22 protein-coding genes and 1 tRNA gene are annotated in these 19,768 nt (G+C 63.3%); 17 read left to right on the top strand and 6 right to left on the bottom strand.

The genetic code is table 11. The features are described 5' to 3' along the window. Positions 1 to 54 precede the first annotated feature (54 nt). A complete protein-coding gene (locus tag NYR54_RS01790; protein ID WP_261513696.1) occupies positions 55 to 3,330 on the bottom strand; it encodes a response regulator in 3,276 nt (1,091 codons plus the stop codon). A gap of 335 nt (positions 3,331 to 3,665) precedes the next feature. Here NYR54_RS01790 and NYR54_RS01785 point away from each other — a divergent pair, with 335 nt between their 5' ends. From NYR54_RS01785 to NYR54_RS01775, 3 genes are read left to right on the top strand one after another with little or no spacing between them, the layout of a single operon-like run. After that, positions 3,666 to 4,895, top strand: coding sequence for a COG1470 family protein (locus tag NYR54_RS01785; RefSeq protein WP_261513695.1), 1,230 nt, complete (start codon positions 3,666 to 3,668; stop codon positions 4,893 to 4,895). Beyond that, positions 4,892 to 5,836, top strand: coding sequence for an ABC transporter ATP-binding protein (locus tag NYR54_RS01780; protein ID WP_261513694.1), 945 nt, complete (start codon positions 4,892 to 4,894; stop codon positions 5,834 to 5,836). Before NYR54_RS01785 ends, NYR54_RS01780 begins: the two co-directional genes overlap by 4 nt. Further along, positions 5,820 to 6,779 carry an ABC transporter permease gene (locus NYR54_RS01775; protein WP_261513693.1) on the top strand — a complete coding sequence of 320 codons (960 nt, stop codon included), beginning with the start codon at positions 5,820 to 5,822 and terminating at the stop codon, positions 6,777 to 6,779. The genes NYR54_RS01780 and NYR54_RS01775 overlap by 17 nt, the downstream gene beginning before the upstream one ends. A gap of 61 nt (positions 6,780 to 6,840) precedes the next feature. Here the strand turns inward: NYR54_RS01775 and NYR54_RS01770 are convergent, their stop codons facing one another. Together NYR54_RS01770 and NYR54_RS01765 are read right to left on the bottom strand one after the other, a co-directional pair. Continuing rightward, positions 6,841 to 7,038, bottom strand: a complete 198-nt coding sequence (locus NYR54_RS01770) for a hypothetical protein (protein WP_261513692.1) — start codon at positions 7,036 to 7,038, stop codon at positions 6,841 to 6,843. Then, the gene (locus NYR54_RS01765) at positions 7,035 to 7,265 is read right to left on the bottom strand and encodes a hypothetical protein (protein WP_261513691.1); all 231 of its coding nucleotides are present in this window, start codon (positions 7,263 to 7,265) and stop codon (positions 7,035 to 7,037) included. The genes NYR54_RS01770 and NYR54_RS01765 overlap by 4 nt, the downstream gene beginning before the upstream one ends. A gap of 135 nt (positions 7,266 to 7,400) precedes the next feature. Here NYR54_RS01765 and NYR54_RS01760 point away from each other — a divergent pair, with 135 nt between their 5' ends. The 13 genes from NYR54_RS01760 to NYR54_RS01700 all read left to right on the top strand — a co-directional run bounded on the left by NYR54_RS01760 (position 7,401) and on the right by NYR54_RS01700 (position 17,728). Then, a complete protein-coding gene (locus NYR54_RS01760; RefSeq protein WP_261513689.1) occupies positions 7,401 to 7,700 on the top strand; it encodes a hypothetical protein in 300 nt (99 codons plus the stop codon). Next, positions 7,697 to 8,215 (top strand): hypothetical protein, encoded by a 519-nt coding sequence (locus NYR54_RS01755; protein ID WP_261513687.1) that lies wholly within the window; start codon positions 7,697 to 7,699, stop codon positions 8,213 to 8,215. The genes NYR54_RS01760 and NYR54_RS01755 overlap by 4 nt, the downstream gene beginning before the upstream one ends. Continuing rightward, positions 8,212 to 9,513 (top strand): AAA family ATPase, encoded by a 1,302-nt coding sequence (locus tag NYR54_RS01750; protein WP_261513686.1) that lies wholly within the window; start codon positions 8,212 to 8,214, stop codon positions 9,511 to 9,513. Before NYR54_RS01755 ends, NYR54_RS01750 begins: the two co-directional genes overlap by 4 nt. 141 nt (positions 9,514 to 9,654) lie before the next feature. Continuing rightward, positions 9,655 to 10,023: a hypothetical protein gene (locus tag NYR54_RS01745; protein WP_261513684.1), complete on the top strand. Its 369-nt coding sequence runs from the start codon at positions 9,655 to 9,657 to the stop codon at positions 10,021 to 10,023. Beyond that, positions 10,020 to 11,633 (top strand): terminase large subunit domain-containing protein, encoded by a 1,614-nt coding sequence (locus NYR54_RS01740; protein WP_261513683.1) that lies wholly within the window; start codon positions 10,020 to 10,022, stop codon positions 11,631 to 11,633. Before NYR54_RS01745 ends, NYR54_RS01740 begins: the two co-directional genes overlap by 4 nt. After that, positions 11,624 to 11,965: an HNH endonuclease gene (locus NYR54_RS01735; protein WP_261513682.1), complete on the top strand. Its 342-nt coding sequence runs from the start codon at positions 11,624 to 11,626 to the stop codon at positions 11,963 to 11,965. Before NYR54_RS01740 ends, NYR54_RS01735 begins: the two co-directional genes overlap by 10 nt. Further along, positions 11,950 to 13,209, top strand: a complete 1,260-nt coding sequence (locus NYR54_RS01730) for a phage major capsid protein (protein ID WP_261513681.1) — start codon at positions 11,950 to 11,952, stop codon at positions 13,207 to 13,209. The genes NYR54_RS01735 and NYR54_RS01730 overlap by 16 nt, the downstream gene beginning before the upstream one ends. Beyond that, positions 13,209 to 13,931 carry an HK97 family phage prohead protease gene (locus tag NYR54_RS01725; RefSeq protein WP_261513680.1) on the top strand — a complete coding sequence of 241 codons (723 nt, stop codon included), beginning with the start codon at positions 13,209 to 13,211 and terminating at the stop codon, positions 13,929 to 13,931. Before NYR54_RS01730 ends, NYR54_RS01725 begins: the two co-directional genes overlap by 1 nt. Positions 13,932 to 13,933: 2 nt before the next feature. Beyond that, on the top strand, positions 13,934 to 14,485 hold the full coding sequence (locus NYR54_RS01720; protein ID WP_261513679.1) for a hypothetical protein: 552 nt from the start codon (positions 13,934 to 13,936) through the stop codon (positions 14,483 to 14,485). A gap of 86 nt (positions 14,486 to 14,571) precedes the next feature. After that, complete coding sequence (locus NYR54_RS01715) at positions 14,572 to 15,570, top strand: phage portal protein (RefSeq protein WP_261513678.1); 999 nt, start codon at positions 14,572 to 14,574, stop codon at positions 15,568 to 15,570. 293 nt (positions 15,571 to 15,863) lie between these two features. Further along, a complete protein-coding gene (locus tag NYR54_RS01710; protein ID WP_261513677.1) occupies positions 15,864 to 16,481 on the top strand; it encodes a hypothetical protein in 618 nt (205 codons plus the stop codon). Positions 16,482 to 16,485: 4 nt separating this feature from the next. After that, positions 16,486 to 16,671: a hypothetical protein gene (locus NYR54_RS01705; RefSeq protein ID WP_261513676.1), complete on the top strand. Its 186-nt coding sequence runs from the start codon at positions 16,486 to 16,488 to the stop codon at positions 16,669 to 16,671. Then, entirely contained in the window at positions 16,658 to 17,728 is a 1,071-nt protein-coding gene (locus NYR54_RS01700) for a tyrosine-type recombinase/integrase (protein WP_261513675.1), read from the top strand. The genes NYR54_RS01705 and NYR54_RS01700 overlap by 14 nt, the downstream gene beginning before the upstream one ends. Before the next feature lie 7 nt (positions 17,729 to 17,735). Here NYR54_RS01700 and NYR54_RS01695 read toward each other — a convergent pair. The 3 genes from NYR54_RS01695 to NYR54_RS01685 all read right to left on the bottom strand — a co-directional run bounded on the left by NYR54_RS01695 (position 17,736) and on the right by NYR54_RS01685 (position 18,676). Continuing rightward, positions 17,736 to 17,811: transfer RNA gene (locus NYR54_RS01695), tRNA-Glu, on the bottom strand. 59 nt (positions 17,812 to 17,870) lie between these two features. Further along, positions 17,871 to 18,278: a VOC family protein gene (locus NYR54_RS01690; protein ID WP_261513673.1), complete on the bottom strand. Its 408-nt coding sequence runs from the start codon at positions 18,276 to 18,278 to the stop codon at positions 17,871 to 17,873. Next, on the bottom strand, positions 18,275 to 18,676 hold the full coding sequence (locus NYR54_RS01685; protein ID WP_261513672.1) for a fimbrial protein: 402 nt from the start codon (positions 18,674 to 18,676) through the stop codon (positions 18,275 to 18,277). Before NYR54_RS01685 ends, NYR54_RS01690 begins: the two co-directional genes overlap by 4 nt. Positions 18,677 to 18,708: 32 nt before the next feature. Between NYR54_RS01685 and NYR54_RS01680 the strand changes: the two genes are divergently transcribed. Further along, on the top strand, positions 18,709 to 19,746 hold the full coding sequence (locus tag NYR54_RS01680; protein WP_261513670.1) for an RluA family pseudouridine synthase: 1,038 nt from the start codon (positions 18,709 to 18,711) through the stop codon (positions 19,744 to 19,746). Positions 19,747 to 19,768 lie beyond the last annotated feature (22 nt).

The raw sequence follows: 19,768 nt of genomic DNA, 5'->3' as shown, positions 1-19,768 counted from the left end.
CAGTCCGATGTCAGACGGATGAAGCCGATCGGCCCGTACAGGCCGCGGGCGGCGTCAGGCCCAGACCGGGTGTTCACCGTCGGGGCGGCCGGACCAGCGTTCGATCTTCTCCAGCAGGGTTCGCGGGCTGATGGGTTTGGAAAGGTAGTCGTCCATGCCGGCCTCCAGACAGCGCTCGCGATCGCCGTTCAGCGCATGGGCCGTCACACCGATGATGGGCACGTGGCAGCCCCCGCCCCTCTCCTCTTCGATGGAGCGGATCGTCTGCGCCGCCTCCAGCCCGTTCATCTCGGGCATAGACACATCCATCAGCACGAGGTCGGGCTTCATCGTGCGGTAAGCCTCCACCGCCTCGCGCCCGTTATTGACGATCGAGTAGCCAAGCCCGCTTTCACCGAGAATCTGGCTGAAGACAAGCTGGTTAACTTCATTGTCCTCGGCAACGAGGACTGTCAGCTTGCCCGCCGTTTTTTTCGCCGGCAAGGCCGCTGACTCCGGTTCAGGCCCGCTGCTCTCCCGGGGCAGCGCTGGCTCGATGCTCTCCGGCGCGCCGGCCTCACCGCAGCGATGCCGCTGAATCGCATGCACCACAGCCTCGAGCAGACTCGCCGCACGCGCCGGCTTGATGAGATGCCCGTCGATCGCAAGGTCGTGCACGCCCCCCGTCACCAGTGACTGGTCAACCGAACTCAGCAGGATGATGGGTATGTTGCCGAACCGCCGGCTGGCGCGCATGGCCCGCGCCGTCTCGATACCGCTCATGCCCGGCATCTGATAGTCTATGACGACGCAATCCACCGCGATTCCCAGATCGGCCGCCGCTTCGAGCACCTGGAGGCCCTCCGCTCCACTTTCGGCGGCACAGGCGTCAAAGCCCCAATGCGCCATCTGCTCGAGCAGGATGGTGCGGTTGATCGAATTGTCGTCGACGACGAGGACGCGCGCGCCCGTGACATCGCTGGGGACGACACGGGCCTCCGCTGCCCGCTCGGCAACGGGCAAGCTTAGCGTAAACCAGAAGGTTGAGCCCTCTCCCTCTTTGCTCTCCACACCCATTTCGCCGCCCATCAGCGCCACCAGGCGCGAGCTTATGGCAAGGCCGAGACCAGTTCCCTCATGCCGTCTCGTGGACGAGGCATCGACCTGACTGAACTTGTCGAAGATGATGGACAGCTTGTCCTCGGGGATGCCGATTCCGCTGTCGGTCACGCGAACGGTGAGCCGGGTGGTGCCGTCCTGCGTTTCGCCCGTAACGTCCACCAGCACATGGCCGCGATCGGTGAACTTGACGGCATTACCCAGAAGGTTTGTGACGATTTGGCGGATGCGCCCGACATCCCCGATGAATATCTCGGGCAGTGCCGGATCAATGCGCACGATCATCTCCAGCTCCTTCTCCTTGGCGCGCGAGGAGACGAGCGTAGCGACATCCTCCACCGCTTCGGCGAGATTGAAGGGCTGCGGATCGAGCACGAGCTGGCCCGCATCGATCTTCGAAAAATCGAGGATGTCATTGATGATGGTGAGCAGCGCGTTGCCCGACTTGACAATGATGTCGGTAAAGGTCTTCTGCTTGGGTGAAAGCTCCGTCTTGGCCAGTAGCTCCGCCATGCCGAGAATACCGTTCATCGGAGTGCGGATTTCGTGGCTCATATTGGCCAAGAACTCGGATTTGGCGCGGTCGGCGGCGACGGCCTTCTCCTGAGCGATGCTCAGCTCCTCCTGACGCCGCTTCAGCTCGGTCACGTCCATGGTGGAACCGATCAGGTAGAGGGAACCGTCGGAGGCCACCAGCGCATCCTTGTGGGCGATCTGGTAGCGCGTGTTGCCCTCCGCGTCCGTCACGCTCTCCTCGATCTCCCGCCGCTTGCCGGAGCGCAGCACGGCCAGGTCGCTTTCCATGAACTGTTCGCCGAGCTCTCCGAACAGCTCCACATCGGTCTTGCCGATGGCGTCTTCCCGGGCGACACCCAACAGATCGCTCCAGCCCTTGTTGACATACATCAGCCGAAGGTCCGCACGCTTGGCGTAGATGGCGACGGGCACGTTGTCGACGAGGTTCCGGAAAACCTCGTTCTCGCGCATGCTCTCCTTCAGCTCCTGTTCGTGGGTCTTCAGTTCGGTGATATCGACGCGCACGCCGACAAAGGTGCCGTCCTCGCCGCGCGTGTCGATCACCTTGAACCACCGGCCGTCCGGATTGCGGCGCTCATAAATATTCTGGCGCCGGTGGTACAGCCTGGCAAAGCCCTCGATCCATGCTTCGCGGTCGCTGTCGTAGAGCCGGTCGAGCTGCGGCTCGCCTACATCGCGGAAGTAGCCGGCGTCGTGAGCAAGCTCGAGCGCCTCCCGCAGCGGCTTGCCGGGCTGCATGGCAGGTGCCAGCGCCGGAAGCGCGTCATGGATCTGCCGGTTGCCAAGAACGAAACGGTCGTCCCTGTCGTAGATGATGACGCCGGCGGGGAGCGTGTCGAGCACGGCGGCAAGATGCGCACGTGCCTCCTGCGCATCGCGCTCGCGGCGCTTCAAGTCGGTGATATCGAAGATAGTGCAGGTGACATAGACCCTGCCGCTTCCGGTCCGCACACGGTTCTTGCAGACAAGTCGGCTGCGGCCGATGCCCTGAAACTCGAAGTCCTCCTCCACACGGTATTCTTCGCCGGTCTCAAGGACTCGCCGCTCGCTCTCCTCGAAGAAGCGCGCCTGTTCTTCCGGAAGGAAGTCAGCGGCCTTCCTGCCGATCATCTCGCCGGGTTCGGCATCGAACAATGCGGAAAAAGTCCTGTTGACCAGCACGAACCTGAGAGCGGTATCCTTGACGAAGATTGGCGAGGGCAAGCCGTCGAGGATCGCCTGCGCGAGCTTCGAGCGTTCGAGCGCCGAGCCGATTTCCATCTCGCGCTCGCTTCTCGAATCGGCGTCGCCGGGATCGACTGGCTGCAGCGTCGCTTCAGGCTGCCGGAGTGCCGTGACGTCCGTGCAGATTACGATGGTGCAGCCGTCATCCGTGGGCTGCTCGCGCTGCAGGACGGAACGGCCGTCGCCGAACGCCATAAGAGTCCGGCCACCGCGCCGGGCGCACCTTTGGGCAAGAAGCCTGTCGCACCACGCACGGGCGCCTTCTCCTTCAGGCGCCCAGAGACCGCGCTCCAGACCCGCCTCAAGGAACGCGCGATACGTGGTGCCGGGCTGCAGCACATCCTCAAGCCCGGGATGAATGGCCCGCATAGCCTCGTTGCAGCTGACCAGCCGGTCCTCGCGGTCATAGCGGGCGACCCCCTCGCCCATCTCATCGAGCAGCTCCGCCAGGCGGTCGAACTCATCCGCCACGGCACAGCCATCCCGATGCGCAGACCCGAAGGGGAACCGGTTATATTCGCCCCCAAACCCCAATTCAAACCTCTCCAGTCTCTTCGGGAGCGAACAGAATGGACGCCAAGGATTAACGTTTCGCTAAGCTTAACAGAGCGTAAGCGTCTGTCACTTGCGTGCCCCGCAAGGCATGCCGCCGCCCGCTCCCCCGGTTAAGGGTTTTGGAGCTAAGCCATTACAAACGTGTAATGTTTCTGCCGAATTGTTGCCACAATCGGGTCAATTCTCCCGGGCACGCACTACATCGCACCCGATCGGGGCATTCACATGGATCACCAAGCGGGGAGGTAGCCATGGCGTCTGCGCATTTATTCTCTGCGCGTAAAACGATCATAACAACATCCCTCGTCACGATGGTCATTGCAGCCGGCCTTGCGCCGACATCGCCCGCCTGGGCGCAGACGGCCGGGGAAGAGCCGCGTGCGGCCAGCGAGGAGCAGGTGAGAGGCCTGTGGCTGACGACGCCCTATCCGGTCTTCTTCGCCCAGACTGACGAGGAGGTGGAAATCGACCTCGCACTCACCAACAAGGGCCTGCCGCCGCAGCGGGTTGAGTTCGATGTCTCCGGCCTGCCCGAAGGCTGGCAATGGGAGATCGAAGGCGGCAGCAAGCGCGTGGGCGCCGCCATCGCCGCCTCGGACGGAACGGTCGATCTGTCGCTGAAGCTCAAGCTGGCCGGCGGCGAGACCGGGCAAACCTATCAATTCACCATCACTGGCCGGACGGGCAGCGAAACCTTGGAACTGCCAGTCGCCCTCACCCTGACCGAGACCGAGCCCGCACGGCTGACGCTGGAACCCGAACTGCCGGCGCTGCGCGGCACCGTCCGTTCGAACTTCGACTATCAGGTTAAGATTGCCAATGAGGGCCAGGAGGACACGGTCGTCAATCTCGTGGCCGAGGCCCCGAGCGGTTTCCAGGTCACCTTCAAAGAACGCTATGGCTCCCAGGAGCTGACCAGCCTGCCGCTGGCGGCCGGCGAGACCAAGAACCTATCCGTCTCCGTCGATCCTCCCGAAAACGCCCAGGCCGGCCAGTATCCGGTTCTGGTCCGCGCGGCGGGCGACGATGCGTCGGCTGAAACGCAACTCGTCCTTGACGTTACGGGGCGGGCCGAGCTTTCGCTTTCGGGACCCGGCGGACGGCTTTCGGGCGACGCGACCGCGGGTGAGGAGCGCAGCTTCACCTTCACGCTCGAGAACCGCGGCACTGCCCCGGCGCGCGCGATCAGCTTCTCCTCCAGTCCGCCGTCAGACTGGACCGTAGAGTTCAGCCCGAAAGAGATTGCTGAGCTGCCGGCCGGCGAAACCGCGGAAGTGTCCGTTACCATGACGCCGTCGGAACAGGCGATCGCGGGTGACTATGTGGTTACTGTGCGGGCCAATGGCGACGGCGTCTCCGACAGCGCCAATTTCCGCGTCACCGTGCGCACCTCGACCGTGTGGGGCGTTGCGGGACTGGGCGTGATCGCCGCGGCGGTTGTCGTGCTCGGCTTTGCGGTAACGCGGTATGGCCGGCGATGAGCACGGTGATCGAGACGAAGGGCCTCGTCAAGCGCTACGGACGCATCGCCGCTGTCGACGGGGTCGACCTTACGGTGGAGAAGGGCGAGGTCTTCGGCCTTCTCGGACCCAACGGCTCGGGCAAGACCACAACCATCCTGCTCCTGCTTGGCCTGACCGAGCCCACGGCCGGTACGGTGCGCGTGCTGGGGCTTGATCCGCTGCGCAATCCGCTCGCGGTCAAGCGGCGGGTCGGCTACATGCCGGACCAGATCGGTTTCTACGACAATCTTACAGGCCGGGAGAACCTGCTTTACACGGCACGGCTCCTGGGGCTTTCAGGTGCCGAGGCTTCGAAGCGTATCGACGAGGCGCTTGAGCGCGTGCGCCTTGTCGAGGCGGGCGAGCGGCGCGTGAGCACCTATTCGCGCGGCATGCGCCAGCGGCTGGGGCTTGCCGAAGTGCTGATCAAGCAGGCGGAAATCGCCATTCTCGACGAGCCAACCTCCGGCCTCGATCCCCAGTCCACGCAAGAGCTTCTGGATCTGATTTTGGCGCTTTCGCGCGAAGGCATGACGATCGTGCTCTCTTCCCACCTGCTTGCAATGGTGCAGAGCGTGTGCGACCGCGTCGCGCTTTTCAGCCGCGGCCGCATCGGCCTTTCCGGCAGGGTGGAGGATCTGACGAGCGACGTGCTGGGCGGAACGCATGTGGTGGAAGTGGAAGCCCAGGACGTCGACCTTGCACAGGCGCTCGCGGACGCGCCCCACATCACGGGGGTCACGCAGCAGCGCCCAGGCCTGTGGCGCGTCGACGCCGACGAAGACGCCCGCCCCGAGATCGCCCGGCGCGTGGTAATGGCCGGCGGGCGGCTGACGGCAATGTCGATCCGCCATACGACGCTGGACGAGGTCTATGTCCGGTTCTTTGAGGAGGACAGGCACCATGCGGCAGCAGCGTGAGGGATCGCCCTTTACGGGCCTTGCGACGGTGGCGCTGAAGGAAGCCGCTGACCACATGACGAGCGCGCGCATCCATCTCGTGATGCTGCTCGTGCTGCTCACCGCGGTGGGCGCCGTCTATGCGGCGATCGGCCAGATCACCGAAACGGTGAGCCAGGACCAGTTCCTGTTCCTGCGCCTTTTCACCACCGCGCGCGAGCCCCTACCCTCCTTCGTCGCCTTCCTCGGCTTCCTTCTGCCGCTGGTGGCGATCGCCTTGGGCTTCGACTCCATCAACGGCGAATACAACCGCCGGACGATGTCGCGCATCCTATCACAGCCGATCTACCGGGATGCGCTTCTGACCGGCAAGTTCCTTGGCGGCCTTCTGGTGATCGCCATCTGCTTGCTTGTGCTGTGGCTGCTTGTAACCGGTCTCGGCATCCTGCTCGTGGGCCTGCCGCCCAGCGGCGAGGAGGTGCTGCGCGGCCTTGCCTTCCTGCTTGCATCCTTCGTCTATGCGGGCGTGTGGCTGGCGGTAGCCCTGGTTTTCTCGACGTTGTTCCGCTCGCCCGCGACCTCGGCGCTCGCCACGCTCACCGTATGGCTGCTCTTCACCATTTTCTGGCCAATGCTGGCGCCCCTGATCGCGGGCGCGCTCGTGCCCGTCGATCCGCTCAACCCGATGACGGCGGTGGATCTCGTGGAGGTGGAGCGCGCAATCTCGCGCATCTCTCCCAACACGCTGTTCGGGGAAATGACGCTCGCGCTGCTCAACCCGGAGACGCGCTCGCTCGGCATTGTCTTCTCCAATCAGCTAAGCCGTGCGCTGATCGGCGCACCGCTGCCGGTCTCGCAAAGCCTCATGCTTATCTGGCCGCAGCTTGCGGCGATGATCGCCGCGCTCCTGGTGCTCTTCACGGCGGCTTATGTCTCGTTCCAGAGGCAGGAGATCAGGGCCTAAGCGGAGACAACAATCGCACCAGCCAAAGCACGAAACGGCAGCCGGGGAGCCGCCGTTTCGTTTACGGGCCGCCGGCCAGAGAGCCGATGACCACCATGGCCAGATCGTCGAGATCGATCTCGCCCTCGACCAAAAGCTTGCCGTTCCTGCGCCTGACGGTGAGCGTGCCGGGCCGGTTTTCCGCCTGGCGCTCCAGCTCGCCAGCAATGGCGTCCTTCACCTTCTCTTCGAGGCCCGGACCGACATTCCTGGAGGTCATATCGCGGGCACCCACTTCCAGAAGACGCCTTCTATCCGCTCGGGATAGTATTCGAACTCGCATTCGAAGCGGCGGCCATAGCGTTTTGCCGCCTCGATGGCCGCTTCGCTGATCGGGTTCATGCCCGTCCCCGGCGCAAACCATTCCTCGAGCAGGTCACCCGGTACATAGGCCCCTATGCGCAGGGGAAGCTTGGCAAGCACAATATCCATTTCCTCGGGTGGCATCGCTTGCTCCGGACCGTTCTGCTGTCCGTCCGCAGGATAACATGAGAAGCCCTGCGTTCACAGCATCCGCCGGCGGCGGTGCATCGCTTGTGCCCAATCCGAGGCAGCAGTTGGCAATTCGCGATTTGCGAGGAAATGGCACTCCCAAGGGAAGTCTGTGTTTCCATTCAAAACAACGGCTTAGGACGTCCAACCCCACAGAGTCCCGCAATTGAAAAAATTGGGCTTTTTCGGGGATTGTCCAACCGGGACGGGCCACCGGATAAGCAAACCGCCGCTCCTGTTGGCGCAGGAAACGGCGGCGGAAATCTCGAAAACTCTCCCAAGGTCTTCGGTAAAGGGTTTTACACCGCCTCGCCACGGGACGCAATAGCTGAGCGGTTCCCGATCATCGCCACGCACTTCGGCATTGAACTGCTGGAGGCGCAGGGATGATCTACCCCGACCTCACCACCTATCGCGGCCTGAACCAGTCGCAAATCGACTGGCTTCTGAAGGCGGGTGTGTCCGTCGAAGCAATGGTTCAGCCCGACGCGATCCTCATCGCGCATGGCCGGAAGGCGCATGACGGGCGGTTCGAGGATGACGGCGAGGGCCCGCCTTGGCTCGCCTTCATCGAACTGGAAGATTGCGTCTACTGGCAACCGCGCACCGGCGAGCTTTGCACGTGGAACGGGCGGGCTTTCGCTCTGGGCGAGGCCGCCATAGACGACGCCGCGACATATGCACTTGACGGTTGGCTGAACATCTTCGCGGACCCGCTCGACTGGCTTCGGGCGGGCCGTCACGGCTGTGTTGTCGTCGACTGGACCCAGGCTTTTGACCGCCTTCGGGACGCGCCGCGCATAGCCGTAGCAGAAACCATCCTCCTTCAGTTTCGACGCCACATGCAGCCGCCTCGCCTGCCGGAAGTGGCCGTCATTGCGAGCACGGAAAGGGCCGCAGCATGAACGACAAAGTCATCATCCCGCTTGACGAATATGAGCGCAGGCAGGCTAAGAGGCCGCGCATCAAGCGCGTCGACACCAACAGCCTGATGAGCAAAGAGTTCGAGCCGATCCGCTGGACGGTTCCGGGCTACGTTCCGGAAGGCTTCTCAGTGCTGGCCGGACGGCAGAAGCTTGGCAAGACCTGGCTTGCGATGGACATCGCCATTGCCGTGGCGACGGGCGGCATGGCGATGGGCGCCATCGAAGTCGAGAAGGGCAACGTGCTCTATCTGGATCTGGAAAACGGCGAGCGCCGCATTCAGCGCCGAATAGCCACGCTCTTTCCCGGCAAGCTTCCCGACCTTTCAGCCCTGGAATGGGCAACGGAAACGCCAATGCTTGATAACGGGCTGATCGACGCGCTGGACGACTGGCGTCTGTCGGTTCCGAACCCTCGCCTCGTCGTCATCGACGTGCTCCAACGCATCAAGCCTGCCGGGAAGGCGAGCCGGAACTCCTATGAGAACGACTATTCCATATGGGCGCCGCTTCAGAAATGGGCGACTGAGCACGGCATCGCCGTTCTGGGCCTTCACCACACCCGCAAGGGCGGTGCCGACGATCCGCTAGAGGCGCTTTCCGGCTCGAACGGCCTTTCCGCCTGCGCGGACACCACCTTGGTCCTCGACCGCGACGGCAACGGTACGACGCTCTACGTTCGAGGCCGGGACGTGGACGAAAAGGAAACCGCTCTGAGCTTCACAGACGGCCTGTGGAACATCCTCGGGGATGCCAACAAGGTGCGCACGACAGACGAGCGCCGCGCCATTCTCGACGTGCTGGCTGAGAGCGACGAGGCAATGTCGCCTTCGGAGATCGCATCCGCACTCGGCAAACCTCTTGGCAACATCAAAAAGATGCTGTTCGTGATGACGAAGGCCGACGAGGTGGCAAAGGAAGGGCGCGGACGTTACCGCCATCCTGATAACATCGGTAACCTCGGTAACTTCGGTAACCTTTCAGAAGAAAGCCAAGGAAAACAACAGGTTGGAGAGGCGGCAAAGGTTACCGCTCCTGGCACTGCCGGTAACCTCGGTAACTTCGAGGTTACCAAAGTTACCGCCGCACCTGGAACCGGTAACCTTCACAGCGGAAAAAAAGTCAATGAAATCAATGGCGATAGTTCAAAGGTTACCAAGGTTACCAAGGTTACCGGTGTTATCGACGGCGAGGGCCAGCCGAACGTTAGCGATGTTAGCGATGTTAGCGACGTTCTAGATGATGACGGCCTGAGCGACTTTTTGATGAACCCGGTGTGAGGTGCGGTCACTGTCAACGTTGACAGTGACGCTCCCCTGCGCGGCAGGCGAAACCCTGAACGTTCCGAGAACAAACTTGCTAATCCGTGCGTGATACCCTATATTCACGCAATAAGTTTGCGTATAACACGGGAAACGCGCATGGTTTCCGTCGCATCACTGGCCGCACGTGCATTCGATCGGATCGCCGCCACGGTGTCCGACGCGGTGATGCCCTGCACGCTGACCCACCAGGAGCAAGGCGCCTACAATCCCGGCACTGGTGAGTACGACATCATCACCACTCAGACCGATGGCCGCGTGGTCTTCGCCACGGCTCAGCCGATCGATGACATGTTCCCCGGCTACGTCGCCGCGCCGGGCGAGATGCTGGTCTATGCCGAAGGCTTCGACTTTGCGCCCGTCGAGAATGACGGCCTGTCGATCGGCGGCACGGGCCATACCGTCACCGAAGTGGGCGACATCGCAGGCGCATCGGGCGCGTGGGCGCTCATGGTGGTGCGCTCATGACGGCGAGCAAGCGCAAATCGGTCCCAATGGTCGGCACCTCCCTGGGAGGGGGGGTCGGGGGGGCGGGCTGTTCCTCTCTCGCTCCCGATCCGGAATCCGCCGCGGAAAAGGCCATTGCCTTCCTCGAGACACTCAGAATCCCCGAGGGGCCGAAGGCCGGGCAGAAGCTTCGCCTTGCTGATTTCCAGAAGCGGTTTGTGCGCGGCGCTCTCGCTCCCGAAAACATGGTGGCCGTTCTTTCAATAGGCCGCGGAAACTCGAAAACGGCCACGTCTTCCGCAATTGCGCTCGGCTCCGTCATGGGCATCTGGGACAAGCAGCCCAAGCGGGAAGTGCTCTTTGCCGCCAGAAACCGCGACCAGGCCAAGATCGCCTTCAACTTCCTGGTCGGCTTCATCGAAAGCCTGCCCAAGCGGGAACGTGAGAGATTCGTCATTCGGCGCGGCTCCCGGCTCGAGGTGGAATACACGGGCAATGGTGGCGGGCTTGCCCGATGCATCGCGGCGGATGGCCGTTCGATCCTGGGCGGCGCTCCGACACTCGCAATTCTTGACGAGCGCGCGGCTTGGGAAAAGGAGAAGGGCGACGCGCTCGAAAATGCCATTCTGTCCGGCCTGGGAAAGCGGAACGGCAAGGCGCTGATCATCTCGACCAGTGCGCCGGACGATGCGAACACATTTTCGCGTTGGTTAGACGAACCGCCACCCGGCACGTATGTGCAGGAACACCGCCCGCCTTTCGGCTTGCCGGCTGATGATGCGGAATCGCTCCTGGTCGCCAATCCGGGCGCTGCCGAGGGCATCGGTGCTTCGCTGGAGTGGTTGCAGGCACAAGCTCGCCGGGCGATCGCAAGGGGTGGAAGCGCGCTGTCATCGTTCCGCAACCTCAATCGCAACGAGCGCGTTTCGGCCGAAGATCGCTCCGTTCTGATCACCGTCGACGAATGGCTGGCGGCCGAAGTCTCTCCCGAGGAACTGCCGGAACGGAAGGGGCCGTGCATCCTTGGCGTTGATCTTGGCGGCTCCCGTTCCATGTCGGCCGCTGCGTTCTACTGGCCTGAAACGGGACGGCTGGAGGCTTTGGGCACATTCCCGAGCACTCCCAGCCTTGCCGATCGCGGCGCGTCCGATGGCGTCGGACGGCGCTATGTCGAGATGGCCGAACGCAAGGAGCTGTTCACGCTTGGCGACAACACAGTGCCGCCCGGCCCTTGGCTGGCCGAAGTGGTGAAGCTGGTCGAGGGCGCTTCCATCGCCTGCATCGTGGGTGACAGGTTCCGCCACGCTGAGTTCGTTGAGGCCATGGCGAAGGCGAACCTTCGCGTGCCGTTCATCTGGCGTGGGTTCGGCTGGAAAGACGGTGCGGAGGACATTGAACGCTTTCGTCGCGCGCTGTTCGACGGGCAGGTGAAAACCCTTCCTTCCCTGTTGCTCCGCTCCGCGTTCTCGGAAGCCGTCACGCTGGTTGATCCGGCAGGAAATCACAAACTGGCGAAAGCCCGCTCTCTCGGGCGCATAGACGCCGCTGCGGCGACGGTTCTTGCCGTGGCTGAGGGCGCGCGCCGGCTTGCCCGGCCTGTTCAGTCGGGGAGGGCCGTGTTGTGGGCGTGAAGCGTTATCACCGTCATAGCGATCATGTGACGCGCTCGAAGCGATGGAAGGCGCTGAGGTTTCAGGCACTTCGCCGCGACGGCTGGAAATGCGTCGAATGCGGCGCACGCGGCCGTCTGGAGGTTGATCACGTCAAGCCCGTTCGTGACCGGCCTGACCTCGCATTTGCGCTGGATAACCTCCAGTCGCTCTGTGTCGCCTGCCACTCCCGAAAGACCCGACTGGAATGCGGCTTGCGCCGTGACGATCCCGCCCGAATGGCGTGGAAAAACATCCTGCGCGGAATGCGCACTGAACCTAGAAAGGAACTTATAAAATGCTGGAAAGTGTAAAGATTTCTCGCCGTCAGAGTGAGATCAGGCAGGCGCTAGCCGAGCTCGTCGGTAAGCCTGAATTGACCGAGGACGAGACGCGTTCCATGGAAGCGCTCGACAAGGAATATCGGCAGAACGAAACCCGCTATCGCGCGGCGCTCATTACCGAGGACGAGGAACGCCGGGAAGCCGGCGCCGACCTCGAAAACCGCTCGGATCGTGAATATGCCGAGCTGATCGACCAATTCGAGCTGAGGCAGGTCGCCTTGTTCCTGGACGAAGGCCGGCAGCTCGACGGGCCGACCGCCGAGGTGGTGCAGGAGCTTCGCAGTCAGGGCGGCTATCGCGGTATCCCGGTTCCGTGGCAAGCGCTGGAGCGTCGTGCCGGCGAGACCATCGCTTCCGGCACGCCTGACCCGGTGCAGACCAGGCCCATCATCGATCGACTGTTTCCGCAGTCCGCCGCCGCCCGCATGGGCGCGCAGATGATCAACATCGACCACGGCGAAATCGAGTGGCCGGTGACGACGCAGGGCGCCACGACCGGCTGGCAGGCCACGGAAACCGGCGATGTGGGTGCTGCGCAGGCTTACCAGACCACGGATAAGCCGCTGGCGCCGAACAACACGCTCGGCACGCAGATGACCATCACGCGCAAGACGCTCAAGCAGTCCGGCGCGGCGTTGGAATCCGCGGTGCGCCGCGACATGAACAGCGCCATCGGCGCCGCGATGGACAAGGCGGTGTTTCTCGGGGCCGGTGCTTCCGGTGAGCCCGAGGGCGTGCTGACCAATTCCAGCTACGGCATCACCGAAACCGCCGTCTCGGCTGCCGCTTCCTGGGCCGCGTTCCGTGCCGCCGTGGTGCGCTTCCTGACGGCGAACGCGGCTTCCTCGCCGGATATGGTCAAGCTGCTCATTCGCCCGGAGGTGTGGGACGCGCTGGACGATACCATTTTCGACGCCGGCAGCGGCATCACCGAGTGGGACCGGCTGGTCAAGCACATTCCCGCTTCCAACATCACCATGTCGTCCAATGCCCTCGATGCCCCGGCCGGATCGCCGGCCGAATCGAGCGCGCTGCTCACCGTCACCGTGGGCGGCGTGGCGCCGATCTTCATCGGAACCTGGGGAGCCGTCGATTTGATCAGGGACCCCTACACCAAGGCCGCCAGTGGCGCGCTGGTGCTGACTGCCCTGGCGACGATGGATGTCACCGTGGCCCGCCCGGCGCAGCTCGAAATCCTCACGGGCATTCAGTAATGCTCTTGCACGGTGGCGTCATAGGCGAACTGGAAATTCGCCGTTCCAAACGTGGCGGGAGGCGGCTTAAGGGCCGCTTCCCCTACGGCAAGCGCGCCGTGCTGTCTGACGGCGGGCGCACTGGCCGGCCGAAGAAAGAGCGCTTCGCTCCGAGGGCCTTCTCGTACCGCGTGGAGGCCCCGGACAAAGAAATCCATCTCTTGATGGGGCATGACTTCAACCGGCCGCTTGCTTCCAAGCTGACCGGCACGCTCCAGCTGAGGGACACGCCGGAGGCGCTGACCTTCACGGCAGACATAACGCCGGAAATCGCGGCCACTTCCTACGGCCGGGATGTGCTGGCGCAAATCGACTCCGGCCTTGCCTACGGCATCTCGCCGGGCTTCCGCATTCCGCCTCGCCGGGCTGTCCCGAATGCCGAGAAGATCGAACAGGAACCGGATGACGGCACGATTGACGAGGACGGCGAGCCGCGCCGTGGCGCGATCATCCGCACGATCCTTTCGGCCTTGCTGTACGAGCTGAGCATCGTCACCCGGCCCGCCTACAAGGAATCGACTATCGAGACCGAAGACGAGCCGGGCGAGGAAGAGGAAGACGGCGAGGAAGAGGACAACGAACAGATCGCGGCCAGGAACTGGGAGATGACCAAATCCGGGCTGATCGTGCCAGAACCTCCCGACGCCGGCCTGAGGCGTGCTCTGGCGCGGTGGAGGGCATGACGATGGCGACGACAATTCGACAGACAGAAAGCGCGCCTGCGGCGTATCCCGAGGCCCCTGACGGGCTTTCCGAGGCTGCGCAGGCGCTCGACCCTGACATGATCTGGCAGCGGCTCGAAAGCTATATCGCTTGCCGCTGGACAGAGCGGGCCGTGATCTGGGTTGTCGAGGGCTGTGGCGAATGGCATCCGCCGCTCGCACCGGCCACGATCACGAAGGCGGAAATCTGGAGAGATGGCGTGTGGGTTGAAGTCGAACCCGCGCTATCGCCTTCGCCGTATGGCGGCTACGTTCTGCCCGGTGATGGCCCGTACCGCTTCACGGCAACGGTGGGCGGCGGCTCTCCAGCTCCCGAGGTTCCCGCCGCTGCTGAGGAGGCGTTTCGCCGGCTGGCTGAATACATGGCGGCCGACAAGGGCACGGCAGGGGCAAGCTCCGAAAGCACGAGCGTCGGGCCTATCTCGATATCGTCGCGCCGTTCCCCGAGCTGGATCGCGCAGGCAATGCAGAACTCAGGCGCGGGCGACCTCCTTCGCCCATATCGGAGGGTATGACCTTGGGCATTTTCGATTGGTTCCGTCGCTCTCCAGCGACTGAGAAGCGCGCGGCCGCATCCGGTTTCACTGCTGAGGTGATCCAGATGCGCGAAGCGTACATTTCGGGCAGACGAGGACTTGCCGAACTGACGGCCACGGCTCAGGGCTGCATCAGCTTGTGGGAAGGCGCGCTATCGCTGGCGGATGTTTCCGGCACCGATCTGCTGGATCGGCGGTCCATGGCGGTCCTGGCCCGTTCCTTGGCCCTGCGCGGCGAGGCGGTGTTCAAGATCGCAGAGGACGGGCTTGTGCCGTGCAGCGACTGGGATCTTCGTACCAGAAACGGAAAGCCGGTGGCCTACCGTGTCAGCATCCCGGAAGCCGGTGGCGGCACCTCCGAAACACTGCTCGCTGGCGAAGTGCTTCACGTCCGCATCGGCAGCGATCCGGCAGCACCGTATTACGGCCAGGCACCGCTGAAGCGGGCATCGCTGACGGCGGGGATGTTGAACGCGGTTGAGGCCGCGCTAGGGGAAGTGTTTGAAAATGCGCCAATTGGAAGCGCGATCGTGCCGTTTCCTGAAACGCCTGAGACCGACCTGGGGTCGCTCGGGCGCTCGTTCCGGGGCCAGCGTGGCCGCGTCCTGCTGCGGGAGAGCGTCCATGTTCATGCCGCTGGCGGCCCCGCACCGAATCAGGACTGGAAGCCTCAAAGCGTCTCGCCGGACCTGGAGAAGTCCATGACGGCCGAAACGCTGGAGGCCGCAAGGGGCGCCATCTGCGGTGCCTTTGGCGTGTTGCCGGCGCTCTTCGCCTCGAATGCACAAGGCCCGCTTGTGCGGGAGGCTCAACGCCATCTCGTTCAGTGGACCCTTCAACCGATCGCCGCACTTATAGCCGAGGAAGCTTCCGAGAAGCTGGGCAGCACCGTGGAAATCGACGTGCTGCGGCCGGTGCAGGCTTTCGACGTGGGCGGCCGCGCTCGCGCACTGTCCACCATCGTGCAGGCACTGGCGCAGGCGAAGGAATCCGGATTGTCGGCCGACGAACTGAATACCGCGCTGACCCTGGTGAACTGGGGACAGAACGACAAGGCGGCGTAGAGCAACAAGGCTGGCCACCTCGCGCATGTGCGGAACGGCCGGGATTAGACGGCGAGTGCCCGGTGCTGCCACCGAAAACCCCGTCGGCCTGTGGGGCGCTCTCCCGCCCGCGATAGGCTCCGGCAGTGCCGGATGAGGGTGGTTTCAGTAGGCCGGGGGCGGGATGCTCCCGGCCTTTTAGTTATCCCCTGCAACGTGCACGCCGTCAGCAGGATGCAGAGAGCACCATAGTTGACAACCGTGCATGGGAGGAGTATTTCCATCAACGACAATTCTTATTGGGGTGTAGCAGAATGGCGACCTCTGGCGAACTGGCGCACACATTATCCAAATCGCTCGGCTTCAAGCTGGGCACCGTCAACTATTACGGGCAACACCTTCGCGACGCCGGGCTTCTGGCCAAACATGGGCGGGGCACATCGGCGGCGACCATGACTGAAGAAGACGCCATCAATTGGCTCGTAGCTATGTGCGCGGCGGAAACTGCAAAATCCGCGCCCGGTGTTGTTGAGATGACTTTGACGACCCCGAGATCAAGTGAGCGTTGGTTCAAGGGGAGCGCCGACGACGTTACGACGCCGGAAGGCAGGCCGACCTTCTTGGATGCAAAGAATGTTCGTGAACTTTTGATGAGCATGCTTGCCGATGAGAAGGCCGGTAGGCTCGACCCCGTCCACATCCTGCTCGACTTCTACGCGGGCGGCGGTGAAGTCGAACTGAACGCATTTGGTGTTGACGAAGACTGGGGATTTGCCTGGGCCGTGGATCTGCGGTTCATCAGGACGCTAGGTTCTGGCGTAAAAGTCCGGTACCGCGATCCTGACGAAACGCCGATAGACGCGAAGCGCCAGACGATCAACCGCATTTGGCGTGGCGTTTTCGAGGACATAAACGCGATCCTGACTGCTTGAAATAATGGCAAACCGGCCCGCGCCTTTTACGCAAGCCGACGTCACCCGCGCCATCAAGGGCGCGCTGGCCGCTGGCGTGCAGGTGCGGGAGGTGATTGCCACTGCGGAGGGCGTTCGCATCATCCTCACCGGAAACGACAACGCCCGTAAGGGCGATGATTGGGATGACATCCGAAATGCGGCGCCGTAATCCCTATCCCGGCGTTACGCGCGTTGTCGACCGCCACGGCAAAGAGCGCTGGCGGTTCAGGATGAAGGGCAGGCCGTCCAGCTACCTACCCGGCCCTTACGGCTCAAAAGAGTTCGAGCGGGCCTATTATGCCGCGCTTGATGCCCGGATCGAGGTTGCACCGCGTTTCGATCCCGGCACGTTCAATTGGCTTGTCGAGCTATATCGGGCTGCGCCTGATTTCCAGAACCTGAAGGCTCGTTTCCAACGCAACCTCGCGCTGGAAATGGAGCGTTTCTGCCGCGAGCATGGCCATCGTTCCGTTGCCGGGCTGGACGCGGAAATTGTCGAGATACTCATAGGGCGGAAGGCAGGAACACCCGCCGCAGCGAACAAGCTTCTGAAATTATTGCGCCGACTGTGCACCTTCGCGGTGAAACGCAAGATCATCCGCACTGATCCAACCTATGGCGTGAAGCCGATCCGGTACGCGACGGACGGCTATCACGCATGGACGGAAGCGGAGATTGCCCAATTTGAGGCTCACCACGGCACTGAAAGCAAGGCTGTTTTGGCTATGCGCCTGATGCTTTACACGGGCGCTGCGCGGCAAGACGTGATCCGGCTCGGCTGGCAGAACGTAAGGGAAAACCTGATCGTCTACCGTCGCCATAAAACGGGCGGCGAGGCCGTTGTTCGCATTCACCCCGAGCTTGCCGAAGTGCTGGCGACCATTCCCGGCGACAAGATGCTCTTCCTGACCCATACGGGCGGGCGGCCCTACAAGCCCGAAACGTTCGCCAATTGGTTCAAGGACCAATGCCGCGCCGCTGGACTGCCACACTGCTCGACCCATGGGCTGCGGAAGGCGGGCGCGACACGGCTCGCAGAGCACGGCGCGACCGAATTTGAGATCATGACCTTTCTTGGCCACAAGACGCCAGACGAGGCGCGAACCTACGTGAAGACGGCAAATCGCGTTCGGCTGGCCGACTCTGCGGCTGAGAAACTGTTGTCCAACCACGTCGAAAGGTTGGACATTAACCGCCGTAAGGCACTGAAACTAAAGAGGAAATAGAGAATGATGGCACTCCCAAGGGGACTCGAACCCCTGTTTCCGCCGTGAGAGGGCGGCGTCCTAGACCGCTAGACGATGGGAGCGTCTTGAGAGCCGCGATATAGTCGTGATTTGCAGCAAATGCAACAGCCCAGCGCAAGACTCATACAGGCTTCTGTACCGGCTCAAGAAGATCCCATAGATTGCCGCAGAGATCAGCGAACACGGTCACCGTGCCGTAGGGTTCCTTTCGCGGCGCCTCGCGGAACATGACCCCTTGGGCGCGCATGCGGTGATAGTCGCGATCGAAGTCGTCCGTATGAAGGAACAGGAAGACGCGGCCGCCGCTCTGCCTGCCGATTGCGGCTTCCTGCTTGGGCCCTGTGGCCTTGGCTAGAAGCAATGAGGCTCCGGCGGCTTTCTGAGGGCTCATGACCACCCAGCGTTTGGCCGGTCCCAGTGGCGTATCCTCGATGAGATGGAAGCCGAGCTTGTCGCGATACCAGGCGATCGCCTCGTCATAATCGCGCACCAGAAGCGCGGCGAGCGCAATGCGGCGGGCGGCGGTCACTGCCCCTTCCACACCACGGAAAAGCGGCCCACCGGCTTCGCGGCGTCCATGTCGTAGAGGTGGATCGCTTCGCTGCCGTCCTTAAGCCTCAGATGCAGCGTGAGCTGGTTCCCGGACACAGCATGGGAGAGGATGCGCGCACCGGCGGGCAGAGCGATTTCGCCCTCAAGCGGTTCTTCCGACGGCACCGGCGAGACCGTCGAGGCAGGCGAAGCCGCACTGTCCTGCCCCGGTGTCAGCGATTTGTAGACAAGCGCCAGCACCACCGCCATAACGGCGGCAAACAGGATGGTGAGGTTGATGGCCATGAAGCGCACGAGCTTGCGGCGGACACGCTCGGCCGCCGGATCCAGCGGCTGGTCCTCCTCGGTTTCGTGCGGCGCGTTGGGCCCGTCCATCGATCGGTCTTTCACTCGCAAGGGCTTCGGCAATGAGCGACCCTGATAGCGAAGCCGGCGCGGAATGGAAAGAGGTGGAGGTTCAGGCGGCAAGTGCCGGCAGCCGTCTCGACCAGTGGCTCGCGGCCGAACTTGCACCCGATCTTTCGCGCAGCCGCGTTCAGGCGCTCATCCGCGCTGGCCTTGTGCGGCTGGGAGACGAGCCGGTGACAGAGGCCAAGCGCAAGGTCGCAGCAGGAGAACGTTTCGCCGTTGCGCTGCCGGAGCCAGAAGCGCCGGAGCCCGTGGCGGAGCCGATCCCGCTCGACATCCTATACGAGGATGGCGATCTCATCGTCATCAACAAGCCCGCCGGGCTCGTCGTCCATCCTGCGCCGGGAAACCGGACCGGCACGCTGGTGAACGCGCTGCTCCACCATTGCGGCGATGTGCTTTCGAGCATCGGCGGCGCGCATCGGCGCGGTATCGTGCACCGGCTCGACCGGGAGACGAGCGGTGTGATGGTGGCGGCCAAGACCGACGATGCGCACCGTGCGCTGGCTCAAGCCTTTGCCGATCACGGCCGGGAAGGCGAACTTGAGCGCGCCTATGTGGCGCTGGTTTGGGGTGTGCCGAAGCGGCTTGCGGGCACGGTCGACGCGCCGCTCGGCCGCGCGCCCCACGACCGCACGGCGCGCGCCGTGGTGTCAGAAGACCAGCCCGACGCGCGCCACGCCGTCACCCATTACCGCGTCTTGGAAACCTACGGTCCGGGCCTGCCCGAAGAGAAGATTGCCGCGCTTCTGGAATGCCGGCTCGAGACGGGCCGCACGCACCAGATCCGCGTTCACATGGCGCATATCGGCCATCCGGTGGTGGGCGATCCCGCCTATGGCCGTGCCTATCGCAGCAAGGTGCGGCGCCTGCCACCTCCACTGGCCGAGATGGTTGCCGCCTTCCCGCGCCAGGCGCTGCATGCACGTCTGCTCGCCTTCCGCCATCCGCGAACCGGCCAGTTGATGTGCTTCGAAGCTCCCGTCCCGGAAGATATGCGGGAACTCATCGCGGCTTTCGTCCGTTTGAACGGGTGACATCGCCGGTAAAAATTGCATT

It is taken from the genome of Chelativorans petroleitrophicus (genome assembly GCF_025398195.1).
GTDB lineage: Bacteria > Pseudomonadota > Alphaproteobacteria > Rhizobiales > Rhizobiaceae > Chelativorans > Chelativorans petroleitrophicus.
The sequence above is the reverse complement of the archived record's forward strand: the minus strand, read 5'-3'. Positions and strand labels throughout refer to the sequence as shown.